The sequence below is a fragment of the Paenibacillus sp. UASWS1643 genome (assembly GCF_008693195.1).
Taxonomy (GTDB): domain Bacteria; phylum Bacillota; class Bacilli; order Paenibacillales; family Paenibacillaceae; genus Paenibacillus; species Paenibacillus amylolyticus_B.
This window is the reverse complement of sequence record NZ_VXKZ01000115.1, coordinates 285146-311057: the sequence shown is the minus strand read 5'-3', so window position 1 is coordinate 311057 and position 25912 is coordinate 285146. Positions and strand designations below refer to the sequence as shown.

The window sequence follows — 25912 nt, the reverse complement described above, 5'->3', positions numbered from 1 at the left end:
CAAAATAAGAGGGGCGGATTTTTAATTGTGACCAATCAGAAGATCAGCTAACAATTAAAGTTTTAAAGAGAATTCTTCTACTAATGCCCTAAATTCTTTTAAATGTTCTTCCCCTAAAATTTTACTCGGAGTGTGTTTTGAATAGTCAATATGATTTAGAAATTGCATACTATTATACTTTCCTACTTCTTCAGCTTTAAGAGTGGTTGTAAGTATAACTTGCACATTTAGCTTCGAAAAAATATCTAAGACTAGTAACTCTTTTTCTGTTGATAAATCTTCAGCACGGAAAGAATCTACAATAACAGGAAGATTGTATTTTAATACTTTAGCAAAAGAATATAGTTTTACGAGATGATATATTGTAGCCTCACTACCTGAAAATATTTGATTGCTTTTCGTGAAAATAGATTCAAATTCAAGGTTTCCAGAGGGATCAATATTAGAATAAGTATCATTCATAAGTCCTGTAATATTCATTATCAAATCCTGCTGTTTTTGTACAAGATTTTTTGATACATTAGCATTCTGAAGTAAGTCAGCTTCAATTTTTTTTATTTCTCCATCTATGATATTTATACGAACTTCTGCATCATCTGCTGAAAACATTTCATTTTTAAACGCGACTAACAATTCTAGGCTAACCTCATCCTGCTCAAGTATTTTATTCATTTCTTCTTGACGTTTATTTATTTCAAATGTGAAATTTTCTATGTCCTCGCTATATGCTTTAATTTTTTCCGAAATCGATTCAAGAATTTGCTGGCGTATTTCAAGTGTAGAAACATCAAAACTATAGGTGTCTTTATCAGCACTCTTAAAATTAATATGTGTTGAATTACAGTCCATACACTTTAGCTCTCCAGATTGTATGGTTCTGTTTAGGGATTGTAACTCTTTTATAGTCATCTCACATTTACTTTTTCTTGATAAAGCTGCATTTCTCAATTTCCTTAGTTCTAATATTTGATCTTTGATTTTCTCAACCTTTTCTATCTTTGACCTAAAATTCAACTTGTCATTAACGCTACTTAAGTAACTTGCAACTGGATTATTTGACTTCAAAATCTTGTGTTGATTTAATAAGTTTTTTCTTTCGACTTTTAAGTTTTTTATTTTTTCCTTTGCTTGATCATCATCTTCTAAAATTCTAGTACTAGTACTTATATTGGTAAATGAATATAACATATTAAAAAAATCTGTTTTATTATAGTAGTTTTTATTGGCGATATTAGAGGTATCCTTTTTGTCTTGTCCTACAAAATTTAATTGATAAAACAATTCGGGATCGACGATTCTTTCTAATCCATTTTTTATAATTGTAGGGAGCATAAAGACATTTTTTGTCCAGTACCTTTTTAATTCAGAAATACTATCGAACATCATTATTTTTTGGTTATTCCTTAAAATAAATGAGTTAGACTTTCTACAAAGAGAGTATTGTTTATCTTCTACAGAGAAGACAACTATATGATAGTAATTCATATAATTAAAGGTTGAAGGGAAAGCAGGGGTATTTCCTAAACAAAACAAAAGACTTTGAATTAATATAGTTTTACCGCGATTATTATCATCACTTGAAATAATATTCAAGTAATTAGATAAATTGTTTTCAACATATGCTTCTTCAGAATTTCCTACCGCTACCTTTTGAATTATCATTACTGCACGCCATCCTTTACTATAGATATAAAATATTTTAGCGAAATAGCATCAAAATCACTTTGGTCAACCCATAGTGGATTTAGTTTTTTAAAAATCAAATTTATATCATCAAGAGGATTCGAAACAATTAATGAATAAATATTTTCAAATAAGGTCCAAAATTCTCCTGCTCGGTTTTTGTTAAAAAGAGCCCTTGATAAAGCCAGTTGGCAATCCTCTAAAATAATCTTCCATTTTTCTGGTGGAGCTTTATGTAGAGTTGTTGAGAATGAAAGTGGCACACCTTTATCAAACGGGTTTCTGTTAATTATTCTTCCTAAAACTAATATTTTTATTTCATTACTCGTCATATGATGATAGTAATCAAGGGCTTCAGAGCTTGTCTCAATAGTTATATTTTCAACAACACCTATATTTTTTTTACTTGACTGGTTATCTCTAATTTCATTAAAAATTGCCACAAGAGTTTGTTCGTCAGGAATTATTCCCGAATGAATTTTAAGTATCGATTTAACGTATTCACTCGGTTCTTTATCATCAACAATGAACTGAACCTTGTCTAAAAATCCTTCAATTTCTTCATCCGTTATAGACTCATAATCAATATATGTCTTATCTTTAGATTCTTCCCATAAACCCTCTTTTAGTTTTTTTACAGCTTCAGGTTTCACATTGCTAATATCAAAAATATTAAGGGCTTTATCAATTCGGACTGTATTTGATACACCCCCGAGAAAAAGAAGGTAGTAACCAAATTCTATTTCGCTCCGATAATTTTTAAATAATGTGACTAGTTCTTTACCAATCGCTTTTGGAGAAGAGTTTTTTGCTCCTTTGGATTGCATATCCCATAGCTTATTTCCCATTCTATCCATACCGGTTAAATCATTAAAAAAATCTACAACAAAAAAATAAATATCATTACTATCAGTTCTAAAATTCATTAGATAAAGTAAAGCTTTTGTTTCATATTCAGCACCTGAAGGCCGTAGTCTTTCCGAAGACGTCACTTTATACGCCATAAGACAGTTAACTCCTTTCTGACTAAATTGTAGAGACTGGGTACCCTGTAACTTTATCATGATTCTCTAATTATATAGTAACAATATAATTCTTAATTGCATAATAATAGTTTAATACAAGTGAAGTTATAACAAAATTTAGAAGTTTTGAATGAACTTTTAACGTTCAAGCAAGTTTAATGTCAGGACTCATTTAGCTTGATAAAATAATGCTAGGTGAAAGGCAACAACAATTGCTTAGTTGAATTGAATTCTACAAGTTAAAATGAATAATTTAGTACGCTTGAAAACCTTGGATTGGATTTTCTGCTCAATATTGGGGGGATCATAGCGGAATTACCGTTGGCATATTAAACCATATGAAATGAGAGGAAGTACGAGAAACATAGATACTGATAGACACATTTATCCATATATTGTGACCAACTTAAGATACTGACTACTCTTTACTTTGAATAAAATATAAAAAAACAGTCAATACCACTCACTAATCTACTGAGGCAAAGGAGAATAGATTAGTGAGCATAGAAAAAATCATTCATTTTGTTCAATTATCAAACTATGAGCAAATGCATATTTCAGGTGCAAAAGTACAATTGCTGAGACAAGCCATTGGTGAATATCAATCATCCCTTGGACTTCAGAGACTTGAGTGGACAGAACAAAATGTTGTTGGCAAATTTATTGCAACTAAGGAGTACGATCTGAAAAATCAGCAATTGTTCGACTTATTTGATAACCATGGTGTTCTATCTAAGGTAGTCCGAATTAAATTAAACAAACTAAATGAGTCAGAGAAATTATTACTTCAAGAATTCTGTACAGCTAGCAACCAATACTTAAGATTTTCTCCGATCAGAGCTGATAGTGCCCACAGAGAAGAGGAACTCTGTGCGTATAGAAAGAACATCACAAACAACAACATATACTGGCTTTTAGATCAATGGAAGTATCATAAAAGAATTTACTCTAGCTTCGTTGAACAGTGGGAATCCTTACGTAATCTCGCATTTAAGGAGATGTTACGAATGGACCAGCACAAAGTAACCTTACCTATAGGGAGGCTAAGTTTAGTAATTCCAAATCCATACATTGATGCTGATGCTGCATATAGGCTAGGAGGGAAGAATCTGATACAACGGATTGGAAAGATTGATATGGAGCAAGTAAAATTATATGCAGCTAGAGGATTCTTTTCATTATCACAAGTGTATGAGCTTCTAAATGTACAGAACATCCAAACGAAATATTTGCTTTTAACATTGACGAGTGAGCGTAATATGATGGAGGGGCTAGTACAGCAGAACAATCGATACTCCTGGATAAACTTAAAAAGTGAAGCATCGTGGGAAGTATAGTTAAAACAAAAAAGCTGATGCCTCTGACATCGGCTTTTTTTGTTTTAACTATCGAAAAATTCAGATAAGAGCAGGTTAACCTTTTTTAAATCGGAAGATTTCATAGGCCAAAGCTTCTCATTGATTTCGTTTAGCAATTTCTCTTTATCATTTTTGCCGGTCTTAACATACTTGCTGTAAAAAAAGAGTTCTTGAACATTGACTTGAAGAGCATCCGCAATTTTCTGAAGATTTAACAAGGTAATATTTTTCTCAGCACGTTCAACGCCCCCGATATAGGAGAAGTGAAAACCAGCCATTTCGCCTAATTCTTCCTGTGAATATCCTTGTTTTTTTCGTAATTCGCGGACACGTTGTCCTACTAATCTTAAAACAGGTTCGTTCATTGCCACACCTCTAATTCAGTCTAAACAATGGGAAACCTTCGATACATTAATGTATATAGATTATTTGATTAAAATGATAAGTTTATATATCAATTTATCTGGACATAAATGATAAAGGAGGTGGAGAGGATGATAAGTCACTTAAGAGCAGATATTGGAATTGCTACCGTAACAGCTCAAGGAATTATATTTAATGGCAGATTATACACGAACAGTGCAGTGATTAAGAAGAAATGGTTTGTGCTAGCGAGAGAGGAAGGAGAGTGGAAGATACCCGTAGTGTACTTACACAACTATTATGAAGCCATAATTATTATATCTATAAAACACCAGGAGGTAAGTCTGGCCACATGTGTTAATGTTAGAGATTTGAATTTGAAAGAAGTAGAACACTATCATAAGAAAATAAATCAGTTAAAGGAACTGAAGAAAAACACAACTGAACAGATCAACTAGGAGCTATTATTTGAAAAACCAAAAGAGCCTCATCTGGCTTAGATAAGGCCACTAATGATGGTCATTTGATCATACTAGACAAAATTAAATACTTCTCCACTGCTTCAATATTTCGTTGAGCCAATTGCTGCTTTGTGTTTCTCACACTATTTTTTTCAGCATACTGTAGACCAAAAGAATGGGTAAGCTGCCTAGTGGTCACTTCAGTGGCACCGAATTTTGAAGCATACTTTTTAACAAAAACTTGAATAGTCCTTTTAGAAATTCGTTTCCCGTGTACTTCACCATTGCTCTTAGCTAAAAAGAATGCTTCTTCCTCATTTTGAGGATTATAAAATTTCGTTCTCGTATTCATGTATTCAATAAGGTATTGTTTAGCTTTTTCTCCAAACATAACTTTATGTCTCATTCTGACTTTGGCTTGTTGTCTCGTGATTAGGATATAGTTATCGATCAGATTTAAATCATTTATGTCCATATTAACTAAATCACTTACAATTAAGCCGGATTCCAAAAGTAATGTAATAATACTCACATCTCTGGCTCGATTTTGAATATAGAACCACTGAGCTTGGGGATTATTCTGCTCAGAAACTCCTTCCTGAACGAATTGAACAAATTGATAGATTTCATTAAATCTTAAAACTTTGTTTTGCATTTGACGAGCGACTTCCATTGGACCTTTGGGCCTCTCCATTGTAAATGTAGCAAACCAATTACGACGTAAAACTGGAACCCCCTTGATCTCAAACTTGAGATGTATGAAGCTAAATAATGAACGTAATGCGTTAAACTTACGCACCATAGAGCTATATTGCAAATTTCTTGACTCATATAGATGGTCAACAAATTGTTCCACATGCTCACGTTTAATATCATTAAACAACTCCAATTCCAGCTCACTTTCAGACGCAACGTATGGCCAAAGCTTTGGTCTAATCCAACTAAAGAATATACGAAAATCCCTTGAGTATTCTAATAAACTTGAAGGCGAGACGTTCTCATCTAGCTTCTGCTCAATAAAGTTAGTAACTACCTGAGGCAGCTCATTTGCTATGTCTGATAGTTTTTCTAAATCACGATATTCTTGTACCTTCATTACCTGAAACACATCCTTTATTCTTTTTCAGGCTGTGTTCCCATTTCACTCTTTATTTATACATTTATGATTTATTTCTTCCTTCATACGATAGATTATTAAATAAAGATTCCAGAGGAATTTCTAGAATATGAAGTAGCAAATATAAGTTATATGCACTAATCATATGCCTACCTCGCTCAATGTTGGCTAGGGAAGAGCGGGCAAGGGGGTAACTCTGACAAATCTCTTCTTGTGTTTGCTTTTTCGACTTCCGAAGGTCTCGTAGACATTCTCCTAGCCATTTATAGAACTCTTCTTCTGACATTAGAACCCCTCCATCTATAATTCTATTGCTTCTTAGTATGTTCATAGATAGAGACTAGTTATACATAGAAAGTATAAAAAATCGTTTTTTTGTTCATAACTTAAACAAATTATGAAAGGGATGCTCTTTGTGGAGAAAAATCAAAACATCAAGTATACTTCTCTCAAGATTTCACGAAGTAAGAAGTATGGAAATAATTACTGGACTTCGCGAGGAAAGAAAGTAGGAAAACGCAATATTGAATTATACAGCGATTTGGAGTTTGATCACTGGCTTATGGTGGAGACAGATCCCGAGGTTATCACGTATTGTGAGCAACCTTTGAAAATATCATATGTTTTAAAGGGGCAATTACGTACAAGTATATTCGATATGTGGACTTTGAATCAGGATGGTAAGGAAACCTTTGTGGAAGTCAAGTATGAGAAGGAACTCACATCAAATCACCCTAAATACGATCGAACCAAACGTCAGATTGAGGCACAACAAGAATGGTGCAGATTAAATCACAAAGCCTATGAAGTTCGTACTGAGAAAACCATTAGAAGGGGACGGCATTCAATAGAGAATAGGAAATCCATTGTCACAGCAATTCTAAATAGTGAAAAGCCCGCTTGTATCTCAGATGTATTGGCTTGTATAACGGTGTGTAACAAGAAGATTCAAGAAATCATCAAAGAGATATCTTGTTTTCCAACAGAAGATGTAAATTTGGCACTCAAGTGGTTATATTACACGGGCAATCTTTCAGTAGACATTGAAAACCAAATTTGGGGAAGCCAAATGGAGGTATGTAAAAATGAGTAGAGCACGTATCTATGAAAAAAGTGGATTAGAGCAGGAACAAATTAATCCTGTACATTGGCCCAGTGTAGATGAAAGTTCAATTAAGGAGCCGATGCGTACGAATTACATTCAGCGTAAAAAAGCTGTTTATATGTACTTTAGTAGAGATAGATTAGAAAAAATCCAAGAAGTGACTGGAGTTTCTCCTCGAAACTTGAGAAGGTTAGTTCAACGATGCATGCAGTATGATCGAGATGGTGTCGTTTTAGGGTTTCGAGGATTGATTCCACAGAAAAACGTGAAACTATATCAACTTGACGTATTTAATAAAAAACAGAATAACGATCGAAAAACAGGTGAATTTAATCGATTTCTTGACATTCATCCTGATATTAGGGAACTAATCGAAGACTTATATCTGGGAAGAAAGAATCGATCCTTGGAACCAGTAATGAAAGTAAAACACGTCCACAAACGATTTATAGAGGAATGTCGGTTAAAAGGAGTAACTTATTCAGATTATCCCCTTAATACAGAATGGATGGGATATAAAGCAGTACAACGTTACCTTAAGCAATTAGCTCTACAGAATTTCAGGAAATCCGTCGCTCGGCATGGCAATGATGCAATGCAAAAAGCAAGACATGTGGGAGAGGAAACACAAAACCACATTTCAAAGTTATTCCCATTCCAAGAAGTTCAGTTTGATGCTCATCGTATTGATGGTTTTTTTGCAGTAGATTTGACTACACCGGATGGAGATCTGGTAACTAAGCTCTTGGAGCGTTTTTGGATTCTAACAATTATTGACGTGGCCACTCGTAACATCTTGGGATACTCCATAAGTTTAAGTAAAGAATATAGCGCCAGTGATGTCATGCACTGCGTTCGTAATTCAGTTATGCCACATAAGCAGCTAGAGCTGACAATCCTTGGTTTATCGTATCATTCCGTTGGTGGATTCCCATCAGAAAAGTTTCCTGAACTAACCTGGGCAGTTTGGGATGTGATCTGTTTAGATAATGCTAAATCACATTATGCCAACATGGTAAAAGATCGACTGGACAACTTAATTGGTTGTTTTATGAATTTAGGGCCTGTAGCACTCCCAATGAGAAGGGGGATCATTGAAAGATTCTTCAAAACACTGGAGGAAAACGGATTTCATCGTCTACCAAATACTACTGGTAGCGGGCCGAATGATCCACGAAGAAACAATCCTGAGGAAAAGGCTCTTCGCCTAAACATTACCTATGATCATTTAAAGCAACTAATTGATGTACTGATTTCCAACTATAATGGTACTCCTCATGGTGGAATTTATCACCAAACACCTCTCGAACTTTTGGAAAAAAGAATGACGACAACTGGATTAATGCCAAGACGTCTTGAAGAAGCCAAACGATCGGAGTTGCTTTTTATGCAGACTACTCAAAAACGAACTGTAAGAGGCTCTTTAAAATCCGGTAAGAAGCCGTACATTCAATTTGAGGGCGTTGAGTATCGAAGTGAAAGGCTTGCTAACTCAGCTTACTTGTTAAACACAGAACTTGTGCTGCATGTTAATGTGGACGACCTTCGCACGTTAAAGGCTTTTCTTCCAGATGGAAGCGAATTTGGTTATTTAACAGCAGCTGGCCGATGGTCACTTACAGCTCATTCTCTACAAACTAGAAAAGCTATTAACTCTCTAGTTCAGAGAAAACTACTCCACTACACAACTTGGGATGATCCTATTTTCATATACACTGATTATCTCATGCGCACAAAAAAATCTAGAAATATGACAAATAAAATAACTCAAGTCCATGAAGTTAGCAAGTATGAGCCTTCAAATTTACCATTAGAACAAACTCAATTGTTAGAAGAATCTCATCGACACAGTAAGTTATTAGATAACGCACGAGAAGAGCAACTCAAAAGAGAGAAAATAAATGAAATGGATGTATACGATCAACTATTAAAACAATTCAAAACAAAATCCTTGTAATGGAGGAGTTATATTCATATGAATAAACCTATGGTACGCATTGGAACACATCCGATTGAAGTTGGCCACTATTTGCTGCCAACTAAAGAAGTTCTTCGATTAATGGAAAGTCTAAAAAAAATTGTTATGAATCGCTTACCTGGGATGATTGTCTATGGACGACCCAGAATAGGAAAAACATATGCTATAAAATACGCAATTGAAAATTTCCCGACATACATGGAAGCTCCATTACCGATTTTGATTGCTAATAGCAATTCCTATAAGGTTCCTAGCGAAGAAAAGTTTTTTGTTGACATGTTGCAAGACTTTAAATTTCCTTTTATAAAAAGGAGAAATCCATCTGATTTGCGGAACCAAATTGTCAATTTGTTAATGGAAAAAGCTGAAAAGTCCCGCTTAAGAAGAATTATACTAATCATGGACGAAGCGCACCGGCTAACAGAGTATCATTATAACTGGTTAATGGATATCTACAATCAGTTGGATCGTGAGAAGATAAGTATGTCTGTTATATCTGTTGGGCAGGATGAACTTTTGGGAAGAAGAACATTCTTTCTCGAACAAAAAAAGTCACAGATTATTGGTCGTTTTATGACTCATGAACATCGTTTTTTTGGTCTTACTTCAGTGGAGGAAATGAAGCGTGTTCTTCGATGTTATGATGCGCCAGACATATCTTGCTATCCTGAAAATAGTGGATGGAGCTACACTCGTTACTTTTTTCCCGAGGGATTTCAAAAGGGCTATCGACTTGAAATGGATGCTGATACAATTTATCAACATTTCATGTCACTTCGAAGGGAACATGGAGTATCCTCGGATTTAGAAATTCCAATGGAGTATTTTGCTTTTGCAATTGAAAATGCGTTAAAGATATTTGGAGCTCATGGCGAACAGTCAGAATGGATTACATCACAACAATGGTTGGATGCAATTAAGCTTTCTGGTTACATTGAATCTGAGATCTATATGGCTTTAGCACATAGAGGAGCTAACTGAAATGAGTGTCATTTGGAGAAAAGAATGGCTTTTTGAATTTGAGTCACCCTGGTCTGTATTTGAGAAATTAACTCTAGTTAACTTAGCTGATCGAAACGAATTACTTCGTTATTTTGGAAATGACAAAATACAAAACGTAAAGCATAACGTTGGGGATAAAAAGAGAGAGCTTATGGAATTAAGAAGTTTCAATGAAGAATTGCTTCATCAAACTTTTAAAATCAACCTAAAAGAACACAACAATCATATTATTCAATCGCTGATTAAGCCTTTTCATGGTTTATATCGTTCCTGGGAGCATTGGTTCTACAAAGATCTTCATTGGTGTGAATACTGTTTGAGCGGGGGATATCATTCTTGGTTTCACCAATTCAAACTATTTGATGAATGTGTGTTTCATGAGTGTAGATTGATTAACTCGTGCCCTAAATGTAGAGCAAAAATACCATTCTTATTAACTAATAAACAATTGGATCATGCATTTATGTGTAAATGTGGACATTTTCTCGCTTACTTGCATTCTTCCAGTTGGAATGAATGGAGAGGACCGGAACATTTAGACCAAACTATACTCCGATGGCTTCAAAACTCGGATGATAATAAAATTCAGTTCAAATGGATCATTCATGCACAGCACTGCAACTTAAAATCGTTAATTAAAGCTTCTCCAGAGGAAACTCTTGAATATGACGATTCTGATCCTATTCAGCAGAATCAATATTTTTCCAGCCCATTCCAAAATGAATTATTGCGTGTTTGTTCCGCTGCATACCAGAGAGTAGAAGAAGAACTACTAACAACTGTATTGGAGGAACATAGACATTGTATTTCTCAACTAATGGAACTCAAAAAAGCAGATGAATTAGCTGAATTCCCCACTATATGTCCATATGCATATGCTTATGTATTTTGGAAAAAATCTCTGTTGAACAAAGAATATTTTTACTGTGACACTATGTGTAGAACAGTAGATAATGATTCTTTCTATAGAGGACCATTCATCATAAGAGATCACTTAGAATACTTTGCAGACCAAATCGTTAGTCATCAAATGAGAAGTGAGGGGGGGATTAATCAAAACGCATTATTCTGGGTATTAAAAAAGATAGTAGCTCAATTTAGTGCAAACTTTTTTATTGATTGGTTGAGAGTCGCAGGAGAAAGAAGTGTAGAAGCAAGTGTACCTCAATGGAACGAAATTGAACAAATAAGAGATAACAGTTTCCCAAACATAGCAATAAAATATATTAAATGTGGAAATTCTTCATCAAGCTCAATTGAGTTTTATCATCTAGATGAAATTCAATCGGGATCTAAATGGAAATGTCCGCATCAGGATAGGCATAACAAAGACGCGATTCAATCCATGAAATCTTTTACACCTCAGAAAATCGCAATACTCGTTATGAGTAACCCTAATGAAGAGAACTTAAAGCTACAAAAGTCAGTTGATAAATATGTGAAAAGATTAAGTTTTTAAAACCCGTTAATTTTCAAATGATGAAAATTAACGGGTTTTTTTCTTTGAAGTAAAGCGCTAATCGCTAATAAAATGAAGGAAAGAACAACGTCAATCGTCAATGGGTACAAGTTCTTGTCCTTTAACGGTACAAGTTCTTGTCCTCAGACAAGAATGACATCATAAAGTTGCCTACCAAGTACCTTGAGCCAGCTCCTGACATATGTACAAAATACGAGTTTTGTGAAACAGTACTAATGATTTAAAAGCTGCACAGTGATTTTAACCGTTTTAACCCTGTACAGCCAATTCTTATAAGCATTCGTTTAATCCCAGACTACTTCTGTTCCTGCAATAAAATCATGAATTGCTCGTCGATCTTCACGCATACCGACCATAAAAGCACTCACAATAACTCCGATACCCAAAGTTAATACGTACACAAGTCCAGCCACAACAACTCGCATCAGCATCGTACCAATTTTTGGCGGTTCGTGTGTATCGTATTGGCGTATTCGAATTCCACATATACGTTTTCCTATGGTTCGACCATACCAGTAAACTGGTAATAAAATTGAGTATAACGCACTAAGTAGTTTGGCAATCGGCTCATCCGCATCAAAGTTACCCGTAAGCACACCTGCAATAATCACTAACGGAATTGAAATAATAAGACTATCCAATATACTTGCTCCTAATCTAATCCAAAAACCTGCTTTATACAAAATGCTTTCCTCCAAACTACAATTTTAAACTAAACGGCTAAATTACTTCACGAACTCCCTTCATAAAATATTTAACTTTATGTACACAACTCAGATAGTATAACAGAAAATTTTACCTATTTACGAGATAACTTCTATTTCTTTTCACTTGCACCCTTTGTGAATTTTATAACAAACTATCGAATTATCTTAAGTGTTGTTCATGTTTACATACATACTCTACTTGATCCCTTTTTATTTATATGGCTTCTGCCTCAATCATCAACACCATAATAATTATGTAAACCAAGAAAGCTACTCAACATTTGTTAAGTAGCTTTCTGTTCGTTCTGCATCAGCCCTCTTCGCCAAATCTTATTCTCCACAAGGGCATAAACTAAACCGGCGATGGCAAATATCCATATCGATGTCATTCGGTTCAGATGGTATCCATTCACGAAATATGGATTGTACAAGAGATCAAAAACCCACAGCCCGCCCCATCCAAACCCAATCATATAGATGAAAGTTCTCATCATAGGAAAGCATACATATTTCCGCAGCAGCCATGAGATCGGGATAAGAATAACAACATAAAGAGCGACTAAATAGTGACCGAATCCCAGGATAAACGACAAAATATATATCAAGCCCCCTAGATTACGCAAGCCGTAATACTCTGTCGTTGTAATATGGTACCCTTCAATCCTCTCAAGAACGATGAGTGCTGTAAAGAAGATCCCGATAAATATCAGTCCTAATACCATGTAACGTTGAATCGCGTTCACCAACATCAGATCACCCCAATGTCTAAACGCAGCCAGAACCGTTCAAGTTACATGATTTCGAACAAATTACACAATTACACATAGGCGTTATTAGGTTCTGTTAAATGTTAAAGTTAATCCATCGTAAATTGCTCTAATCCAACGACTACTTCTGACCTTCCAGAATCATCGTACCCAGGCGGTCCATAAGCTCCATTCTCCCCATCGCTGTGTACGAATAATTGTAATTATCGACATTAGAGATTTTATAGATCTTTTCATTCTTCACTGCATTCATGTTATTCCACACCTTGCTGTCTACCATCTTATTCTCGCTATTCTCCATCAATAGCAGACGATCCGGATTAACGGTAGCCAGAGCCTCCAGTGCGATCTGTTTACCGCCCCAGCCCTCTGGTTCAGGGATCCCCTCTGTGCGCTTCAGGCCCCATTCACCGTATAACATCTCAGCTGCCCCTTTATTGGAATAGATGACCAGGTTGTTTGGATATGTCTCAATTACGGCAAAGGATTCACCATGTACAGCCGCCTCCAGCTTTTGTTTCCACTCTGCAGATTTCGCATCATACTTGGCCAGATATTCGTCTTTCTTGCTTTCTTCTCCAAACGTATCTGCCAAGAATGTCAGGCGTTCTCTCCAATCATAGTAGGAGTATGGCAATGCAATTGTAGGTGCAATTTTAGATAAAGTTTCATATTGATCCGTGTTAAAATCCTTTCCCAGAATAATCAGGTCCGGATTGGCACCCGCTATAGCTTCAATACTTAACGGGAAACCATACCAGCCCAGATTATTAACAGTATCTGCACTCAGCTGATCCTTAATGGTTGGTGTGATTTCCTCCGGGTTACCGTAATCCGCGCTCATCGTGGCCACAGGTGTTTTCCCAATGATCAACAGTTCTTCTGTAGAGCCGGATAGATCAACAATGCGCTCTGGATTCAAAGGGATCGTAATCTCTTCTCCATTTGGGTTGGTAATCAATTTGCTCGTTGCTTGTGCAGTTCCCTCTGAGGAGCTGGCCACTTCACTGGTGGTCTGGGTCGTTCCACAGGCCGCCAAGGTGAGCATACAACATAGTGCAATCCATACAGGAATTCGTTTTAACATCGTTGTCATTCTCCTTTTATGTCAGTTCATTAGCTACATTAGGCTTATTTGCTTCAGTTACTTTGTCTATCTCATCGAACTCATTATCCGTTCAATTTTACCTGCCAGCCTACTGCATCCTGTTGTAATTGCCACAACCGAGCGTAGATGCCTGAGTGATCTAACAAATGCGCATGAGTTCCTTGCTCTACGAGCTGACCTTGGTCCAGTACAAGGATCTGATCGGCATTCTGAATGGTCTTTAAACGGTGTGCAATCAAAATAACCGTCTTGTCCGCGACTAACTCATTAATCGCTTGCTGCACGGCGGCTTCGTTCTCCGGATCAAGTGAAGCTGTGGCTTCGTCGAGCAATACGATCGATGCATTTTTCAACAAGGCACGTGCAATGGAAATCCGTTGCTTCTCCCCACCAGATAACGTCGATCCACCCTCGCCAACCAGCGTATCGTACCCTTGAGGCAGACCGGAGATAAATTCATGACAACAAGCTCTGCGTGCTGCTTCCTCAATCTCGAATTGCGAAGCGTCTTTCTTTCCTACACGAATGTTGTTGCCAATTGTATCCTGGAACAGATATACGTCTTGGAAGACCACAGAGATATCCTGCAATAGCTTCTCCGGGTCCATCTGATCAACGGGTCTGCCACCAATGCGAATCGTTCCTTGCTGTACATCCCAGAAGCGGGCAATGAGACGTGTGACGGTACTTTTACCACTACCGGATGGCCCAACCAGGGCAGTAATGGTATGCGGCTCAATCGTAAACGACAAGTCTTTCAACACCGGCTGCTGGTCATCATATCCAAAGGTCACCTGGTCAAATGAAATCGCCTGATTGGGCTGTACATTTCCCGTTCCTGCCATCGGGGCTTCCTGCTGCACATCCATAATGCGTCTAGCACTAAACGCAGAATACCGCATCTCCCCATAACTCATCAGTACAACCGTTAACGGTTCGAATACCTTCGTACCTACCAGCAAAAATAACAGAAATACCGGTAAGGACAACTCACCACCTGCAAGCAAATAACTGCCCACCAGAATCATCCATGTCATTCCTGATCTTGCGAGCAACATCGCGCCCATGATCATCGGTCCCATGATACCTTCCAACCGAATGGAAGCGGATTTCAATTCATCAAAAGAACGACGCAGCCGTTCAAAACGTTTGCCCCCCATATTGTGAGCCTTAATCTCACGAATACCGCTCAGGTATTCCTGCAGCCGGCTGGCGGCTTCGTTTTTGGCTCGAACATGGTTCTCACTCAGTCGTGCCTGAATCGAATCCGTAAGCCATAACAGAGCCACACCTAAGGGAACCGCAATAAACATAGCTACGGCCATTCTCCACTCCACCAACAGAAGTCCACCAAAAGCAAGGACAGGAAGCACAATTGCACTGATTAGCTGCGACAGATTGTGAGAGATCGTATGCTCGACCTGACCATAATCACTCAAGATCAGATTTGTCAGATCCCCGGGATCACGTTTTCCGAAAAATCCTAGCGACAGATGGCGAATATGTTCGGCCAACTTCAACCTTCCTGAGGCCGCGAGGCTGTATGCTGCCCGATAGGTCTTATCATAGAGTGAGGCGTAAGCCGCATACTCCACCAGAATCCAGACAAACAAGATGCAGCATACAATCCACATTCGGTTGATATCCAGTCCTTTGTCCGGATCAGCGAAAGACTTATAGATCGTATTGAATATGTCCACAAGCAGCGCTGCAGGAACAATCTTGGCAATCCCGTCCAGAATCGCTGCAATAACCGAAGGAAACAGACTACGCGGGTTACCGCCAGATATATTGTATAAATAATTCTTCATCGTCCTGCACCTCCAAGCTTCCAGGAAGCCGCACTGATATGGGCTTGCCACATGTGCTCATATACTCCGCCTAATGCACGCAATTGATCATGTGTCCCACGCTCGGCAATCGTTCCCTTGCGGATCACGAGTATTTGCTCGGCTGCACGAATCGTTGTTAGACGATGAGCAATAATCAGCACCGTTTTGCCTTGAACCAATTGGGTTAGACCTTGCTGGATCTTGTACTCATTCTCTGCATCCGCGTAGGCCGTCGCTTCATCCAGGACCAGAATGGGAGCATTTTTAAGCAGTGCCCGTGCAATCGCAATTCGCTGTGCTTCGCCGCCGGACAGGTACGTGCCGCCTTCTCCGATTTTGGTGTCATATCCAGCATCCAGTTTCTCGATAAACTCATGACAGCAAGCAGTTTGAGCCGCAGCTATAACGTCCTGTCGTGAAGCTGATGTATTGCCCATCCGAATATTTTCTTCGATCGTATCGTAGAACAGATGAACATCCTGAAATACAAAGGACACGGTATCCATCAGCTTCTCCGTACCCATCTCCTGAATCGGAATCCCACCAATCGTAATCTCACCTTCCTGCACATCCCAGAAACGAAGCAATAGATTCGCAATGGTTGACTTCCCCCCACCAGAAGGTCCGACAAGTGCGGTCATCTCTCCTGCTTTGGCTACAAAATCAATCTGTTCAAGTACGGGTTTATATGCTTCGCTCTCCTTGCGTTCATAAGCAAAAGATACCTGCCGAAAGGCAACCTCATATGTATCCGGAACTTTGGGAAACACAGGTTCTTGTACAACCGGCTCAGCAAATACCGATTCAATCCGTTTCTGTCCTTCCACAATCTCTCGCATCCCACTACCCAGATACATTAACTTCAATAACGGTGCAGATAGACTCGGTGTAATGATCAGAAACAGTATAAACGTGATCGCAAACGACTGATTCCCCGCATTTCCACTCGACAGCAGAATACCCACTGGAACAATGAAGGTAAATAACGAGATCATGATTACAAAAAATAGCCCGTAGGATGTTTTACATAAATCTGTAATTTTCAACGAAATTTCCCGATAACGCGTTACCGCCTGTTTAAACGTCAGAAACGAATCAGCTGTAATGCCAAATACTTTCACCGCAGGCATACCTCTCACATACTCGACACCTGTTGCATTCATCTCTTCAATAGCAAACTGAAAATCACGATAAGCCTGACGGCCTTTTTCGCTGCGGAAGAGACGACTTTGGAGCCAGAACCCGATTCCAATCGGAACCAAAAGCGTCAGCGCCATGCGATAATCAAGCCAGAACAAGTAACCCAGAAGCATTAACGGAATAACGATCGCACTCACCAGATCCGGCAACTGATGGGCGATAAATTTCTCGATTTTCTCCACACTGACTTCGATGATCTTCTTCAGCTCACCGGTTGCCGTCCGGGTATGATAGCCCATGGGTACTTTGGCAACATGTTCCGCAAGTCTTACTCTGAGCTGGTACAAAATGTTGAACGCAGCGATGTGTGAGCACATCCCTCCGATATAGAGCGCAACAAGCCCTGCAATCAGGGCTATGAATGCGACGATCCCCCAATAGATCAACAGATCTTTGTCCATGGCAGATGGTTGGCCGGCATGCGTAAGCAGTTCCTCGACGATCTTATACACTCCGACAAAAGGAACAATCTGCAACAGACTCGACAGGGTCGAGAAGATACTTGCTGTAATCAGCAGACCTTTGCGCTCCTTCGTTATTTGCATTAGTCCGGACACTTCAGATCTGTTGTTCATCTTATCCCTCCTGATATTAATAATCATTCTCAATATAGTGCAGTGCTTTATACGCACATTAATATCTCATAGAACCCTGAATGATCACTACCTCTTCACGGAGCAATAATACCTCTTCACGGAGCAATAATACCTCTTCACGGATTATTGTTATCTCACAGCTTCTTATAAGCCCTATTGGACATATGACCTCGTCGCTTAACTTGAGAATGAATGGTGAAGTATTTACATTCTCGCCAAGCAAAAGAAGTGTTGTTGGAGAAAGTTTTCGTTTTTTTCTTGTATAGACAAATATGACTTCTTCGATCTGTAACTCCCGTAATATTTTCCATTTAGTATGGATAAATATGTGAAGGAGTTACTTACATCATTAAACTGTCGCCTATACTGATGTAAGGAAGCCTATGCTTGGACAAAATGAAAGAGAATAGTCTTCACCAACGATTACAACTCTTTGGAAAATCGCAATGGGCTTAAAAGTCCCTTTATCTTTATTATTGGAAGAGTTACCCTACCCGTAACGTTGAAATATTCTATATCGAATTTGATCCTGGATGTCACTATCCATCTGAAAGGCACCTTGATGGTGTGGAAGAATATGTTTTTGTGGTAAGGTATGTTAGAAATGGTAGTCAACAAAAAAATGTACTAAAAGAAAGTCAAGCACTCCGCTTTCGTGCTAATGTTTTTCATTCCTATAATAATCTCTATCAAGAACCATGTATCATTTACAACAGATTTTTTTAAACAATATGGTATGGATTCTCAAATTATCGAATTTGAAGTATCTAGTGCAACCGTGGATTTGGCTGCATCTGCATGAGGTTGTAAGCCAGAGAGAATCGCAAAAACACTTTCTTTTATAGTGAATAGACAAGCTGTTATAGTAGTTGCTGCCGGGGATGCAAAAGTGGATAACAAAAAATTCAAAGAATAGCAATAGTGCTATTGAACTTACAATAAAACAATTAGAAAAATACTCTAGTTATTCAGAGTGGATTGATGTATGTAAAGGATGGAATGATTGATTTATAGTAGTTCTATATGGGGTAGCGCCAACATTTTGACTGTTTTATACGCTAAGTATTAGCGGACATTTGCTTAAAGCAGGAAAAATCCGTGTCTTCGTGCCTCAACGTCCTTAGCGTATATTTTCGTTAAAATGTTGGCTGTACCCTCAATCAACCATGAAAAGCTTTCCAGAACGAACCTTCTGTATTAATGATATCCTTGATCTGGACAAAAGGAATCGTAAACGTTGGAAATCCTGCTGCATAGGGAGCGATGTCATATGGATTGAAGTAGAGATGCAGAGCATCCGCTGTGACAAAAAACGGCTGATCCGCACTAATCCCCGTATAGGTGTCCGGAAACACATACGAGTATTGAGGATCATTTTTGATCTGATCCCCCACAATCTGGCTTAACACTTTTACGTAGTCACTATTTGGTTTAAATAAATCCTTCAGCTCATACAACTGACCATTCGTCAGATTAATGATCGCATAGATCATCGTAGGCATACCATGCGCTGCACCCGCCGGGTAGTTATAACCTGTGAGTTGCAGTTGCAGCAATTGCTGCTGATAAAACGTAATATCAAAATCACCTGTATACGTATAATCCAGTTGCTGATCCGCAGGGATCGGTTTAACCTGGGAGAGTTGCTTCAACTTGGCATTCAGCGCAAGCTGCTCCGCTTGGTTCGTTAATCCCTCCACCTGCGGATAATATACGAGGTAGTCCCTGTTTGGTTTGTACTTCTCTTCGCGTACACGGTACGGCGGATGAAGCGGAACGATTGTATTTTGCTGCCAGATGATCTGTCCAGCTCGGTTCACATAAGATAAGCGCTGGTCTACATTTGCCTTAATCAGATCTGGTGCCACAACCTCCAGCGTACCCGAACCTTCTACATGCGGATACCCAGCAGCAGGTCTTCCACTCAGATCCAGCAGATAGGTCTGTCTTCCATCCGATGCGGAAGCAAGGCCGTTTTTTGTAATTGCCTACTTCGCGATATACGAACTCCGTAAGCCTTCTACCGTTAGTATCAGCAATCGCGTATACAGAGCCAATATAAGGCTCCTCTGGATTAATTGCTTGCCCCAACGCATAACGATGTTCGCCTAATTCACGGATGTCATTATACGCGGGTTGAATGATAAACGATCCTTGCGTATTTATAACACCGTAGATCGATTTGTAGTCCTCTGCTGTATTAACAATCGCTTGCCCGCCGCTAAAAGGAAATGCCGATGAAAACTTGGGCTGAATGCGAATATTACCCCGTTCGTCGATGTACCCATATTTGCCCGAGGTTTCTTTTTGAAAAGCAAGCAGTCCATCCCCCAGTGGTCCCACATAGGCATATGGATACGTTGCGAGCCGATGTCCATTGCGATTAATGAGTGCATATTCATTGTCCTTAATCTGCACAACTGCTTTGCCATCTTGAAAATCATTCGCCGAAGCGAACTGTGCAGGTATCACCTCATTGCCCGACGCATCCAAATAACCATACCGACTCACCGAACCATCTGCCTGACCAGGGTTTGAATCGTAAAATAAAGCTCGACCGTCGTTCATATTCGAGATATACGGGTACGCCCGTTTGGTCAGGACTGTACCTTGTTCATTAATCATCTTAAATCCTTGAGAATCAATGGTTATCGCCCGTTCTTCGTAAAAGGAATTGATGGAATCGTATACAGGTTGAACGACATACTGCCCCTGAAGGTTAATCACACCGGCTCGACCATCCTTCACAACCACAGCCAACCCATTGGGCTGAAACTCTTGCGCGTCATTCAATACCGGCTCAAGCCGAATGTGGCCTTGTGCATCCATATACCCCCAACGCGTCCCAGTCGTAGTTCGAACGGAGATTGGATATAACCACGTCGTTACCCGGGCATGGCTTATAGGGACCATCGCCTGCTTAATTTTCTTTTCGAGCTCTTGTAGCACTTCTCTGGAAGGATAAGCTTCCGGGAAACTGAGTGCCTTCTGAACGGAAGCGAGTGCTGCCGGATACTGGCCGGCATGGTACTGAGCATCCGCAAGGTAATACCAGTAAAAGATATAATCAGGATATTGCTGGGTTAGTTGCTCGTAATATTGCACCACTTTTGGATAATAGGTTGCATATACATCCGGTGCAGGAACCCATTTCCCATTCTGCCATCGGATAATCTCCACACGATAGGCTTCACCTGTGTCATGTATCCAGAGTGCAATCTCCACTTTCCCATCTCGACCATGTGGACCAGGCATATCTATAATCTCTGCATAGCTATAGTATAGATCGTCAGGCGCCAGATCTTTGAGCCCTGATTCCGTCCACTCATATACGGCAAGCTTAGACCAAATAGAACCAATCCGCCAACCGATAATGAGATTGTTCCTTGCCGTTGAAGTTACAGGGGCTGCAGTCATTAAAGTCACCCCATACCCCAATCCCTTAATTAGTGCCATCTTGATCCAATGTCCTTGAACAAATTTCAGAATGAGCAAATACAGCTCACCATTCAACTGATAGACTGCAGCAATCTCCGGCATACCGTCACCGGTAAGATCTGCCGCATAAATCGCTGGATGTTGAACAGGTTTATCAATAGTGACGACCGTTGCACCAGCCGGAATATGTTGATTCACAATTTGCGTTAACAGCGGTTCGCTCATGGACATATCAGTTTCCTCCCTTATGACCGCATTCGCCTAATGGTATGCTTCATAAATCGGGATATGACATGTAATTCATTTTATATAAGTTGAACTAAAGAATACTCACACTTACCACTCTGATGACAGAACAACCTTCTAATTGCACTTATCCCCCGATTCTTTGATTCACTTTTCATATTATCTATCTTGCAAAGTTACTTTCTCTCCATTGAGTAGCAGGTAGCTCACATCGTTCACCGGAATGGTCTTAGGGGATATCCACTTGATGAGATCCTGATCCAGCTGGAGGAAACCGGATTTGCCAGTCAACTTGGTACCATCCTTCAGGTGAACTTCAATACTCAAATTCTCCATGTGAATCTTGCTCAGTGCCTCACCTGTAAGTGTGACGCCAACTGCGGAAAGGGTTACATTCGCCTGTGAGGCTCCATTTGCATCAAGCTGGACGTTTCCTGTTTTACTCAAACCATTTTGACTCAAGTTAAAGGTCGTTTTCCAATTCCCTTGAACAACTTCACTAATACTCGTAAAACTGCCTTGAAGTCTCAACTTATCTAAATCGTCAACAGCAGACAGATCATACACAAACTCCTCATAATCTCCTCCATACCCGACCCCATCTTTCATATAATGTCCATAGCTAACGGAATATTCAGGTATATCGAGCTTTCGACCTTGCTCATCCGTGAAGTAGAAATATCCATGATTATACTCGCCTATCTCATTATTCGGATTAATCTGAATGTGTAACTTGCCCTCCACAAAACCCATATTGGAAATATGCATCCAATCAATACCGGAAACGGGGACATTCGTTACATCCTGATGCAGTACCGGAATTGGATCGGTTTCCAATTGAATATCGGTTTTACCTCCCAAGCCACTTATACGATCTCGCTCCAGGATTTCATAACTATTGTTTTGCTTTTCTTGTAGCAACTTCTCCCAGTCCACTTGTACGTTGTAACCATCTTGTCGAGATGTACCTGACATCAGCGTATTAATCTGAACGGTAATTCGATTTTTGCTGACTTTTCCTTGAATGAGGAATCGAACAATAGCCGTTTTATTAGCTTCATCATAATGACTAATTTGAGCGTTGTTTGCATTACCTCCGGTGACCCTGTAATCATATACATCCAGCGTCTTGTCAATACGTTGACCCGTCAGATCTGACAAAGAAACATAGATTTCCGTTGTATCTACGTCCCTGACAGCACCTATAACCTCCATTCGAATCCCTTGATCTTCACTCACCTGATGAACAGGCTGAAGAATGCCAATCCGATCTGCACCTAGAAAATGAAGAATAGAAGGCAGGTCAATGATGCCCACCGTTGCAGCTGCACCTGTAACAAGACATAACGATAAGGCAGCGGTTACAGGAATATAGATGGCTTTGCGATACCTTTTTCTTTTATTCATGGACTTCTTGGTCTGTGCGGATGGAGCGGATGGATATAATACAGGTGGATAAAATGATGAATCTGGTCTCGTAATGGTCGGTGGTTCATTCATCGCCAATTTATCATAGAACAACTTTTTAATATTAAAGAGGTTCTGCTCAGTGAATTCTTTCCCGGATTTTCGCATTTGATCGCCTCCTTTATTTCCTGTTCATCCACCATGTCCTCAATCGTTGCCTGGAGCGATAAAGCTTGTTATGGACTTGCCTAACGTGTAGGGACAATGCTTCCGATATCTCATGGGGTCTCTGTCCTTCGTATAACCGACGTTTCATAATCTCCCGTTCCGGTTCTGGAAAAGAGTCAATCATTTGATTAAGTTCCATATTCGTCTCTTTACTGATCATCTGAACCAACAAATCATCCGTTTGCACCGAATGAATCTCCTCTTCATATGTAAGCTCAGTTCTTCGATTAAGTTTCCGGTAGCGATCAATCGCTTTATGTTTTGTGATTGTTGCAAGGTAATTTTTCAAGCTACTTCGCCCAGATTGGAATGCATCCGGATTCTGCCAAAAAGCAAAAAATGTATCTGCTACGCATTCTTCAATTTCTTCTGCCGATGCATGATGTAGGATGGAATGAGCAATCTTCCATAACAAACCTGCGTAGTGGTCCATCACCCATTCCATGGCTTCAGGATCCCGATTCACTACTGCCTTCCGTATTTGTTCTTCTTCCACGATTATGTATCCCTCCCTTCCATGCTCATATCACGAATGCTCGTGTTGATCCGTGCTTCCTACCTATATTCGTTTGGCAAATGACTTTTACTTACTCCACGATAAAAAAGATTTGCAGTGACCTAGAGGCCTTCTGCAAATCTTCTATATTCTATACTATATCTTATTTATTACATCATATCGCTTCATGTGCCTTCGCTTGGAATACTAACCAGTATTACACCTCTTCTTGCACACTCAATTGCACATATTGCGTGAGACGACAATACTGAAATAACAGCAACTCTTCATTACCTTGTCCAAGAGCCACGCTACGCCCTTCCTTGATGAGGTGATTCAACAACTCATGCAGGAAACTCATCTGCAACCGCGAGGATTCCGCTGCGAGCTGCTCAAGCACCTCGATATCCCGGATCGCAAACTGGGATAACCCGCGCAGCAGCAACTCTTCTGACCAGCCGTTAATTCTCTGCATGAACTGATTATATTCTTCCAAGTCTGCCCATCCTCCCATTACCGATATCCAGTTTCAGACTGAGCACCGTTTGACCCTTCAGGAAACTGATCGGGCTAATCCGTTTGGGTTCCACACGCGCAAAGACATAGAAGTGTTCAAGCGATTGGGAACCATATCCTGACTCCAGTCTTTGGATCATCGCCTGCCAGTCAGATGAATACGGGAGAGTGAGTGCCAGTCTTTCCCCTTCGGTATTCTCAACCGTCAGGACAAGCTCCTGCGTTTGTTTGATAAAGCTATGGTCCACAATTCGAGCCACTTTGATCACAGCCAATCGTTCTTTGGGAGTAGCAAACAAGTCGAACGATCGCGATTCCTCTTGAAGTACAGAGTTTACATCTTGCATGGTTTTGCCCATATTCAACGTTTCCACACTCGTTCGTGGCAAAATAGCAAGTTTGGCACCTTCCCCGGAAGATATCCGGCGTTCTTCATTCACTTTAACTGAATGGAATTGAACTTCTTCACCCACAAACTGGCGAAAGGTCAGATTAGGCAGCCATGGTGTGAATGCACCATAATGCTCTGTATATGAGAACTGCTGATCATCATAATATACAGCACGTACATCGCTATAGGTGTAGATTTCCTCATCATCGAAGCAATAGAAATAATAGGTGATTCCACGGAAACCGGATCGTGTTTCCCACGCATCAGCTCCCAGTCCATACAGGTGAAGTGAAGGCACCGTAAAGTATTTACTTCGAAAACTGCCAATGAGCTGACTCTGCTGAATGACAGACACCTTTTCTTCTTCAAGAACCCGAAGTGCAAGATACAGCTTACTTATCCGATCCAACATGGATTGCATGGAGAAACGTATATGTCTGTTAAAAAACAACTGTAGTTCCCCTTGAATCCCTCGCAAACTGCGTTCTATGTCAGGCAGGTTGCCACTATGAGCTGCAATTGCCAAAGTCTCCAGTTGTGCCATATGGGACTGAGGAAGGCGGGCCAGTCCCGTCTTCAACAATCCTGCCATCATAACCCGACATTCCTGCACTGTCTGCAAAGAGAACTTGGCTTCGTACACCCGTCCACTTAATGCATCCGTATCATCCAGTCCTTTTAGGTTCCGATATCGTAGCAAAGCTTCAAGCTTGGCCATTTTCCCTGCTGTCTGCTGCACCTTACATAGTGCTTTTGCAAGGTTCGGTTCCTCCGTAAAAGACACCTCGATATTCTGGGTGGTCAGATGAACCGTAAGAAGTGAATCTTCAATGATCTTAATTTCCTCTGGGTACCTCAGTCGGAAAACAACTTCCTCAATCATGGAAGAACTATACGATTTAATTAACACAGTAAGGTCAGACTCCGTCATCCAGCGGAAGCGAGACTCGATCTCATGTGATACCGTATGCGGAATTTCGCTTGGATCGTCCACGTTTAATACTAAGTTTGAAACTGCGTCTGTTACGGATACGTCTTTTGGTACGTCCAACGGATCATTATCCGATATCCCTGAACCCTTATCCAGCGCATGCTTCTCGTCTGCATTCATTGAATCCTCTAACAAATGTTCCCGTTGATCATATAGTATGGCAATCAGCACATGCTTGCAGATATGCTCTGACGGACAGGAACAATTCCAATGATCCAGCGTATCCTCAAGCGTACAGCGTGTCCCATCACTTAACTCGCAGCTCACAGATGATGCATTCCATGTGTACGTTACACTTACACCATTGTCCAACTCTTTCAAAGACCTTTTGTACAACCCCTTGTTGGCATACCGAATCAAATAATCCTCCGTACACAGCTTCGAAAAACTTCGGAATTTCTCTTTGAATCCACTCAC

Annotated in this window: 22 protein-coding genes and 1 pseudogene; 7 read left to right on the top strand and 16 right to left on the bottom strand. The window is 39.7% G+C overall.

Features of this window, described 5'->3' with window-relative positions; genetic code table 11:
- Nucleotides 1–54: 54 nt before the first annotated feature.
- Both FE296_RS26035 and FE296_RS26030 read right to left on the bottom strand, forming a co-directional pair.
- Nucleotides 55–1662 carry a coiled-coil domain-containing protein gene (locus FE296_RS26035; protein ID WP_150366822.1) on the bottom strand — a complete coding sequence of 536 codons (1608 nt, stop codon included), beginning with the start codon at nt 1660–1662 and terminating at the stop codon, nt 55–57.
- Complete coding sequence (locus FE296_RS26030) at nt 1662–2687, bottom strand: hypothetical protein (protein WP_150366821.1); 1026 nt, start codon at nt 2685–2687, stop codon at nt 1662–1664. The genes FE296_RS26035 and FE296_RS26030 overlap by 1 nt, the downstream gene beginning before the upstream one ends.
- A gap of 518 nt (nt 2688–3205) precedes the next feature.
- On the opposite strand from FE296_RS26030, the gene FE296_RS26025 reads away from it, so the two are divergent.
- Entirely contained in the window at nt 3206–4045 is an 840-nt protein-coding gene (locus FE296_RS26025; protein WP_150366820.1) for a hypothetical protein, read from the top strand.
- A gap of 44 nt (nt 4046–4089) precedes the next feature.
- Here FE296_RS26025 and FE296_RS26020 read toward each other — a convergent pair whose 3' ends face one another.
- On the bottom strand, nt 4090–4431 hold the full coding sequence (locus FE296_RS26020; protein WP_150366819.1) for a helix-turn-helix domain-containing protein: 342 nt from the start codon (nt 4429–4431) through the stop codon (nt 4090–4092).
- A 129-nt stretch (nt 4432–4560) separates the two neighbouring features.
- On the opposite strand from FE296_RS26020, the gene FE296_RS26015 reads away from it, so the two are divergent.
- Nucleotides 4561–4887, top strand: coding sequence for a hypothetical protein (locus tag FE296_RS26015; protein ID WP_150366818.1), 327 nt, complete (start codon nt 4561–4563; stop codon nt 4885–4887).
- Between the two features lie 61 nt (nt 4888–4948).
- Here the strand turns inward: FE296_RS26015 and FE296_RS26010 are convergent, their stop codons facing one another.
- Nucleotides 4949–5986: a tyrosine-type recombinase/integrase gene (locus FE296_RS26010; protein WP_150366817.1), complete on the bottom strand. Its 1038-nt coding sequence runs from the start codon at nt 5984–5986 to the stop codon at nt 4949–4951.
- 64 nt (nt 5987–6050) lie between these two features.
- Nucleotides 6051–6293 (bottom strand): helix-turn-helix domain-containing protein, encoded by a 243-nt coding sequence (locus tag FE296_RS34100; RefSeq protein ID WP_190945549.1) that lies wholly within the window; start codon nt 6291–6293, stop codon nt 6051–6053.
- Nucleotides 6294–6422: 129 nt separating this feature from the next.
- Here FE296_RS34100 and FE296_RS26000 point away from each other — a divergent pair, with 129 nt between their 5' ends.
- From FE296_RS26000 to FE296_RS25985, 4 genes are read left to right on the top strand one after another with little or no spacing between them, the layout of a single operon-like run.
- Nucleotides 6423–7100 (top strand): TnsA endonuclease N-terminal domain-containing protein, encoded by a 678-nt coding sequence (locus tag FE296_RS26000; RefSeq protein ID WP_190945547.1) that lies wholly within the window; start codon nt 6423–6425, stop codon nt 7098–7100.
- Nucleotides 7093–9069, top strand: a complete 1977-nt coding sequence (locus FE296_RS25995) for a hypothetical protein (RefSeq protein WP_150366812.1) — start codon at nt 7093–7095, stop codon at nt 9067–9069. Before FE296_RS26000 ends, FE296_RS25995 begins: the two co-directional genes overlap by 8 nt.
- A gap of 18 nt (nt 9070–9087) precedes the next feature.
- A complete protein-coding gene (locus tag FE296_RS25990; protein WP_150366810.1) occupies nt 9088–10071 on the top strand; it encodes an AAA family ATPase in 984 nt (327 codons plus the stop codon).
- A 1-nt stretch (nt 10072) separates the two neighbouring features.
- Complete coding sequence (locus FE296_RS25985) at nt 10073–11551, top strand: hypothetical protein (RefSeq protein ID WP_150366809.1); 1479 nt, start codon at nt 10073–10075, stop codon at nt 11549–11551.
- Nucleotides 11552–11856: 305 nt separating this feature from the next.
- On the opposite strand, the gene FE296_RS25980 is transcribed toward FE296_RS25985, so the two are convergent.
- From FE296_RS25980 to FE296_RS25960, 5 genes are all read right to left on the bottom strand, one after another.
- The gene (locus FE296_RS25980) at nt 11857–12255 is read right to left on the bottom strand and encodes an RDD family protein (protein ID WP_124115109.1); all 399 of its coding nucleotides are present in this window, start codon (nt 12253–12255) and stop codon (nt 11857–11859) included.
- 308 nt (nt 12256–12563) lie between these two features.
- Complete coding sequence (locus FE296_RS25975; protein WP_190945545.1) at nt 12564–13001, bottom strand: hypothetical protein; 438 nt, start codon at nt 12999–13001, stop codon at nt 12564–12566.
- A gap of 166 nt (nt 13002–13167) precedes the next feature.
- On the bottom strand, nt 13168–14133 hold the full coding sequence (locus tag FE296_RS25970; protein ID WP_223869032.1) for an ABC transporter substrate-binding protein: 966 nt from the start codon (nt 14131–14133) through the stop codon (nt 13168–13170).
- Nucleotides 14134–14216: 83 nt separating this feature from the next.
- Nucleotides 14217–15965, bottom strand: a complete 1749-nt coding sequence (locus FE296_RS25965) for an ABC transporter ATP-binding protein (RefSeq protein WP_150366806.1) — start codon at nt 15963–15965, stop codon at nt 14217–14219.
- Complete coding sequence (locus FE296_RS25960) at nt 15962–17761, bottom strand: ABC transporter ATP-binding protein (RefSeq protein ID WP_150366804.1); 1800 nt, start codon at nt 17759–17761, stop codon at nt 15962–15964. The genes FE296_RS25965 and FE296_RS25960 overlap by 4 nt, the downstream gene beginning before the upstream one ends.
- Before the next feature lie 757 nt (nt 17762–18518).
- Between FE296_RS25960 and FE296_RS33550 the strand changes: the two are divergent.
- Nucleotides 18519–18789 (top strand): annotated as a pseudogene (locus FE296_RS33550) (YbaK/EbsC family protein).
- A gap of 153 nt (nt 18790–18942) precedes the next feature.
- On the opposite strand, the gene FE296_RS33970 reads toward FE296_RS33550, so the two are convergent.
- The 6 genes from FE296_RS33970 to FE296_RS25925 all read right to left on the bottom strand — a co-directional run bounded on the left by FE296_RS33970 (nt 18943) and on the right by FE296_RS25925 (nt 25912).
- The gene (locus tag FE296_RS33970; RefSeq protein ID WP_317889430.1) at nt 18943–19650 is read right to left on the bottom strand and encodes an RsiV family protein; all 708 of its coding nucleotides are present in this window, start codon (nt 19648–19650) and stop codon (nt 18943–18945) included.
- Entirely contained in the window at nt 19631–21451 is a 1821-nt protein-coding gene (locus tag FE296_RS25945) for a WG repeat-containing protein (protein WP_317889429.1), read from the bottom strand. Before FE296_RS25945 ends, FE296_RS33970 begins: the two co-directional genes overlap by 20 nt.
- A gap of 174 nt (nt 21452–21625) precedes the next feature.
- On the bottom strand, nt 21626–23041 hold the full coding sequence (locus FE296_RS25940; RefSeq protein WP_150366803.1) for a DUF4179 domain-containing protein: 1416 nt from the start codon (nt 23039–23041) through the stop codon (nt 21626–21628).
- A gap of 13 nt (nt 23042–23054) precedes the next feature.
- Nucleotides 23055–23597 (bottom strand): sigma-70 family RNA polymerase sigma factor, encoded by a 543-nt coding sequence (locus FE296_RS25935; RefSeq protein ID WP_150366802.1) that lies wholly within the window; start codon nt 23595–23597, stop codon nt 23055–23057.
- Nucleotides 23598–23814: 217 nt separating this feature from the next.
- Nucleotides 23815–24093 (bottom strand): hypothetical protein, encoded by a 279-nt coding sequence (locus FE296_RS25930; protein WP_150366801.1) that lies wholly within the window; start codon nt 24091–24093, stop codon nt 23815–23817.
- Nucleotides 24080–25912 (bottom strand): hypothetical protein, encoded by a 1833-nt coding sequence (locus FE296_RS25925; protein ID WP_150366800.1) that lies wholly within the window; start codon nt 25910–25912, stop codon nt 24080–24082. Before FE296_RS25925 ends, FE296_RS25930 begins: the two co-directional genes overlap by 14 nt.

Excerpts from the sequence above, each read along its gene's own strand:
- FE296_RS25960 (WP_150366804.1), bottom strand. The coding sequence starts at position 17,761 with ATGAACAACAGATCTGAAGTGTCCGGACTAATGCAAATAACGAAGGAG.
- FE296_RS26035 (WP_150366822.1), bottom strand. The coding sequence starts at position 1,662 with ATGATAATTCAAAAGGTAGCGGTAGGAAATTCTGAAGAAGCATATGTT.
- FE296_RS34100 (WP_190945549.1), bottom strand. The coding sequence starts at position 6,293 with ATGTCAGAAGAAGAGTTCTATAAATGGCTAGGAGAATGTCTACGAGAC.
- FE296_RS25990 (WP_150366810.1), top strand. The coding sequence starts at position 9,088 with ATGAATAAACCTATGGTACGCATTGGAACACATCCGATTGAAGTTGGC.
- FE296_RS26010 (WP_150366817.1), bottom strand. The coding sequence starts at position 5,986 with ATGAAGGTACAAGAATATCGTGATTTAGAAAAACTATCAGACATAGCA.
- FE296_RS25965 (WP_150366806.1), bottom strand. The coding sequence starts at position 15,965 with ATGAAGAATTATTTATACAATATATCTGGCGGTAACCCGCGTAGTCTG.
- FE296_RS26015 (WP_150366818.1), top strand. The coding sequence starts at position 4,561 with ATGATAAGTCACTTAAGAGCAGATATTGGAATTGCTACCGTAACAGCT.
- FE296_RS26030 (WP_150366821.1), bottom strand. The coding sequence starts at position 2,687 with ATGGCGTATAAAGTGACGTCTTCGGAAAGACTACGGCCTTCAGGTGCT.
- FE296_RS25945 (WP_317889429.1), bottom strand. The coding sequence starts at position 21,451 with ATGTCCATGAGCGAACCGCTGTTAACGCAAATTGTGAATCAACATATT.
- FE296_RS25940 (WP_150366803.1), bottom strand. The coding sequence starts at position 23,041 with ATGCGAAAATCCGGGAAAGAATTCACTGAGCAGAACCTCTTTAATATT.
- FE296_RS25975 (WP_190945545.1), bottom strand. The coding sequence starts at position 13,001 with ATGGTATTAGGACTGATATTTATCGGGATCTTCTTTACAGCACTCATC.
- FE296_RS25995 (WP_150366812.1), top strand. The coding sequence starts at position 7,093 with ATGAGTAGAGCACGTATCTATGAAAAAAGTGGATTAGAGCAGGAACAA.
- FE296_RS25970 (WP_223869032.1), bottom strand. The coding sequence starts at position 14,133 with ATGTTAAAACGAATTCCTGTATGGATTGCACTATGTTGTATGCTCACC.
- FE296_RS26020 (WP_150366819.1), bottom strand. The coding sequence starts at position 4,431 with ATGAACGAACCTGTTTTAAGATTAGTAGGACAACGTGTCCGCGAATTA.
- FE296_RS25985 (WP_150366809.1), top strand. The coding sequence starts at position 10,073 with ATGAGTGTCATTTGGAGAAAAGAATGGCTTTTTGAATTTGAGTCACCC.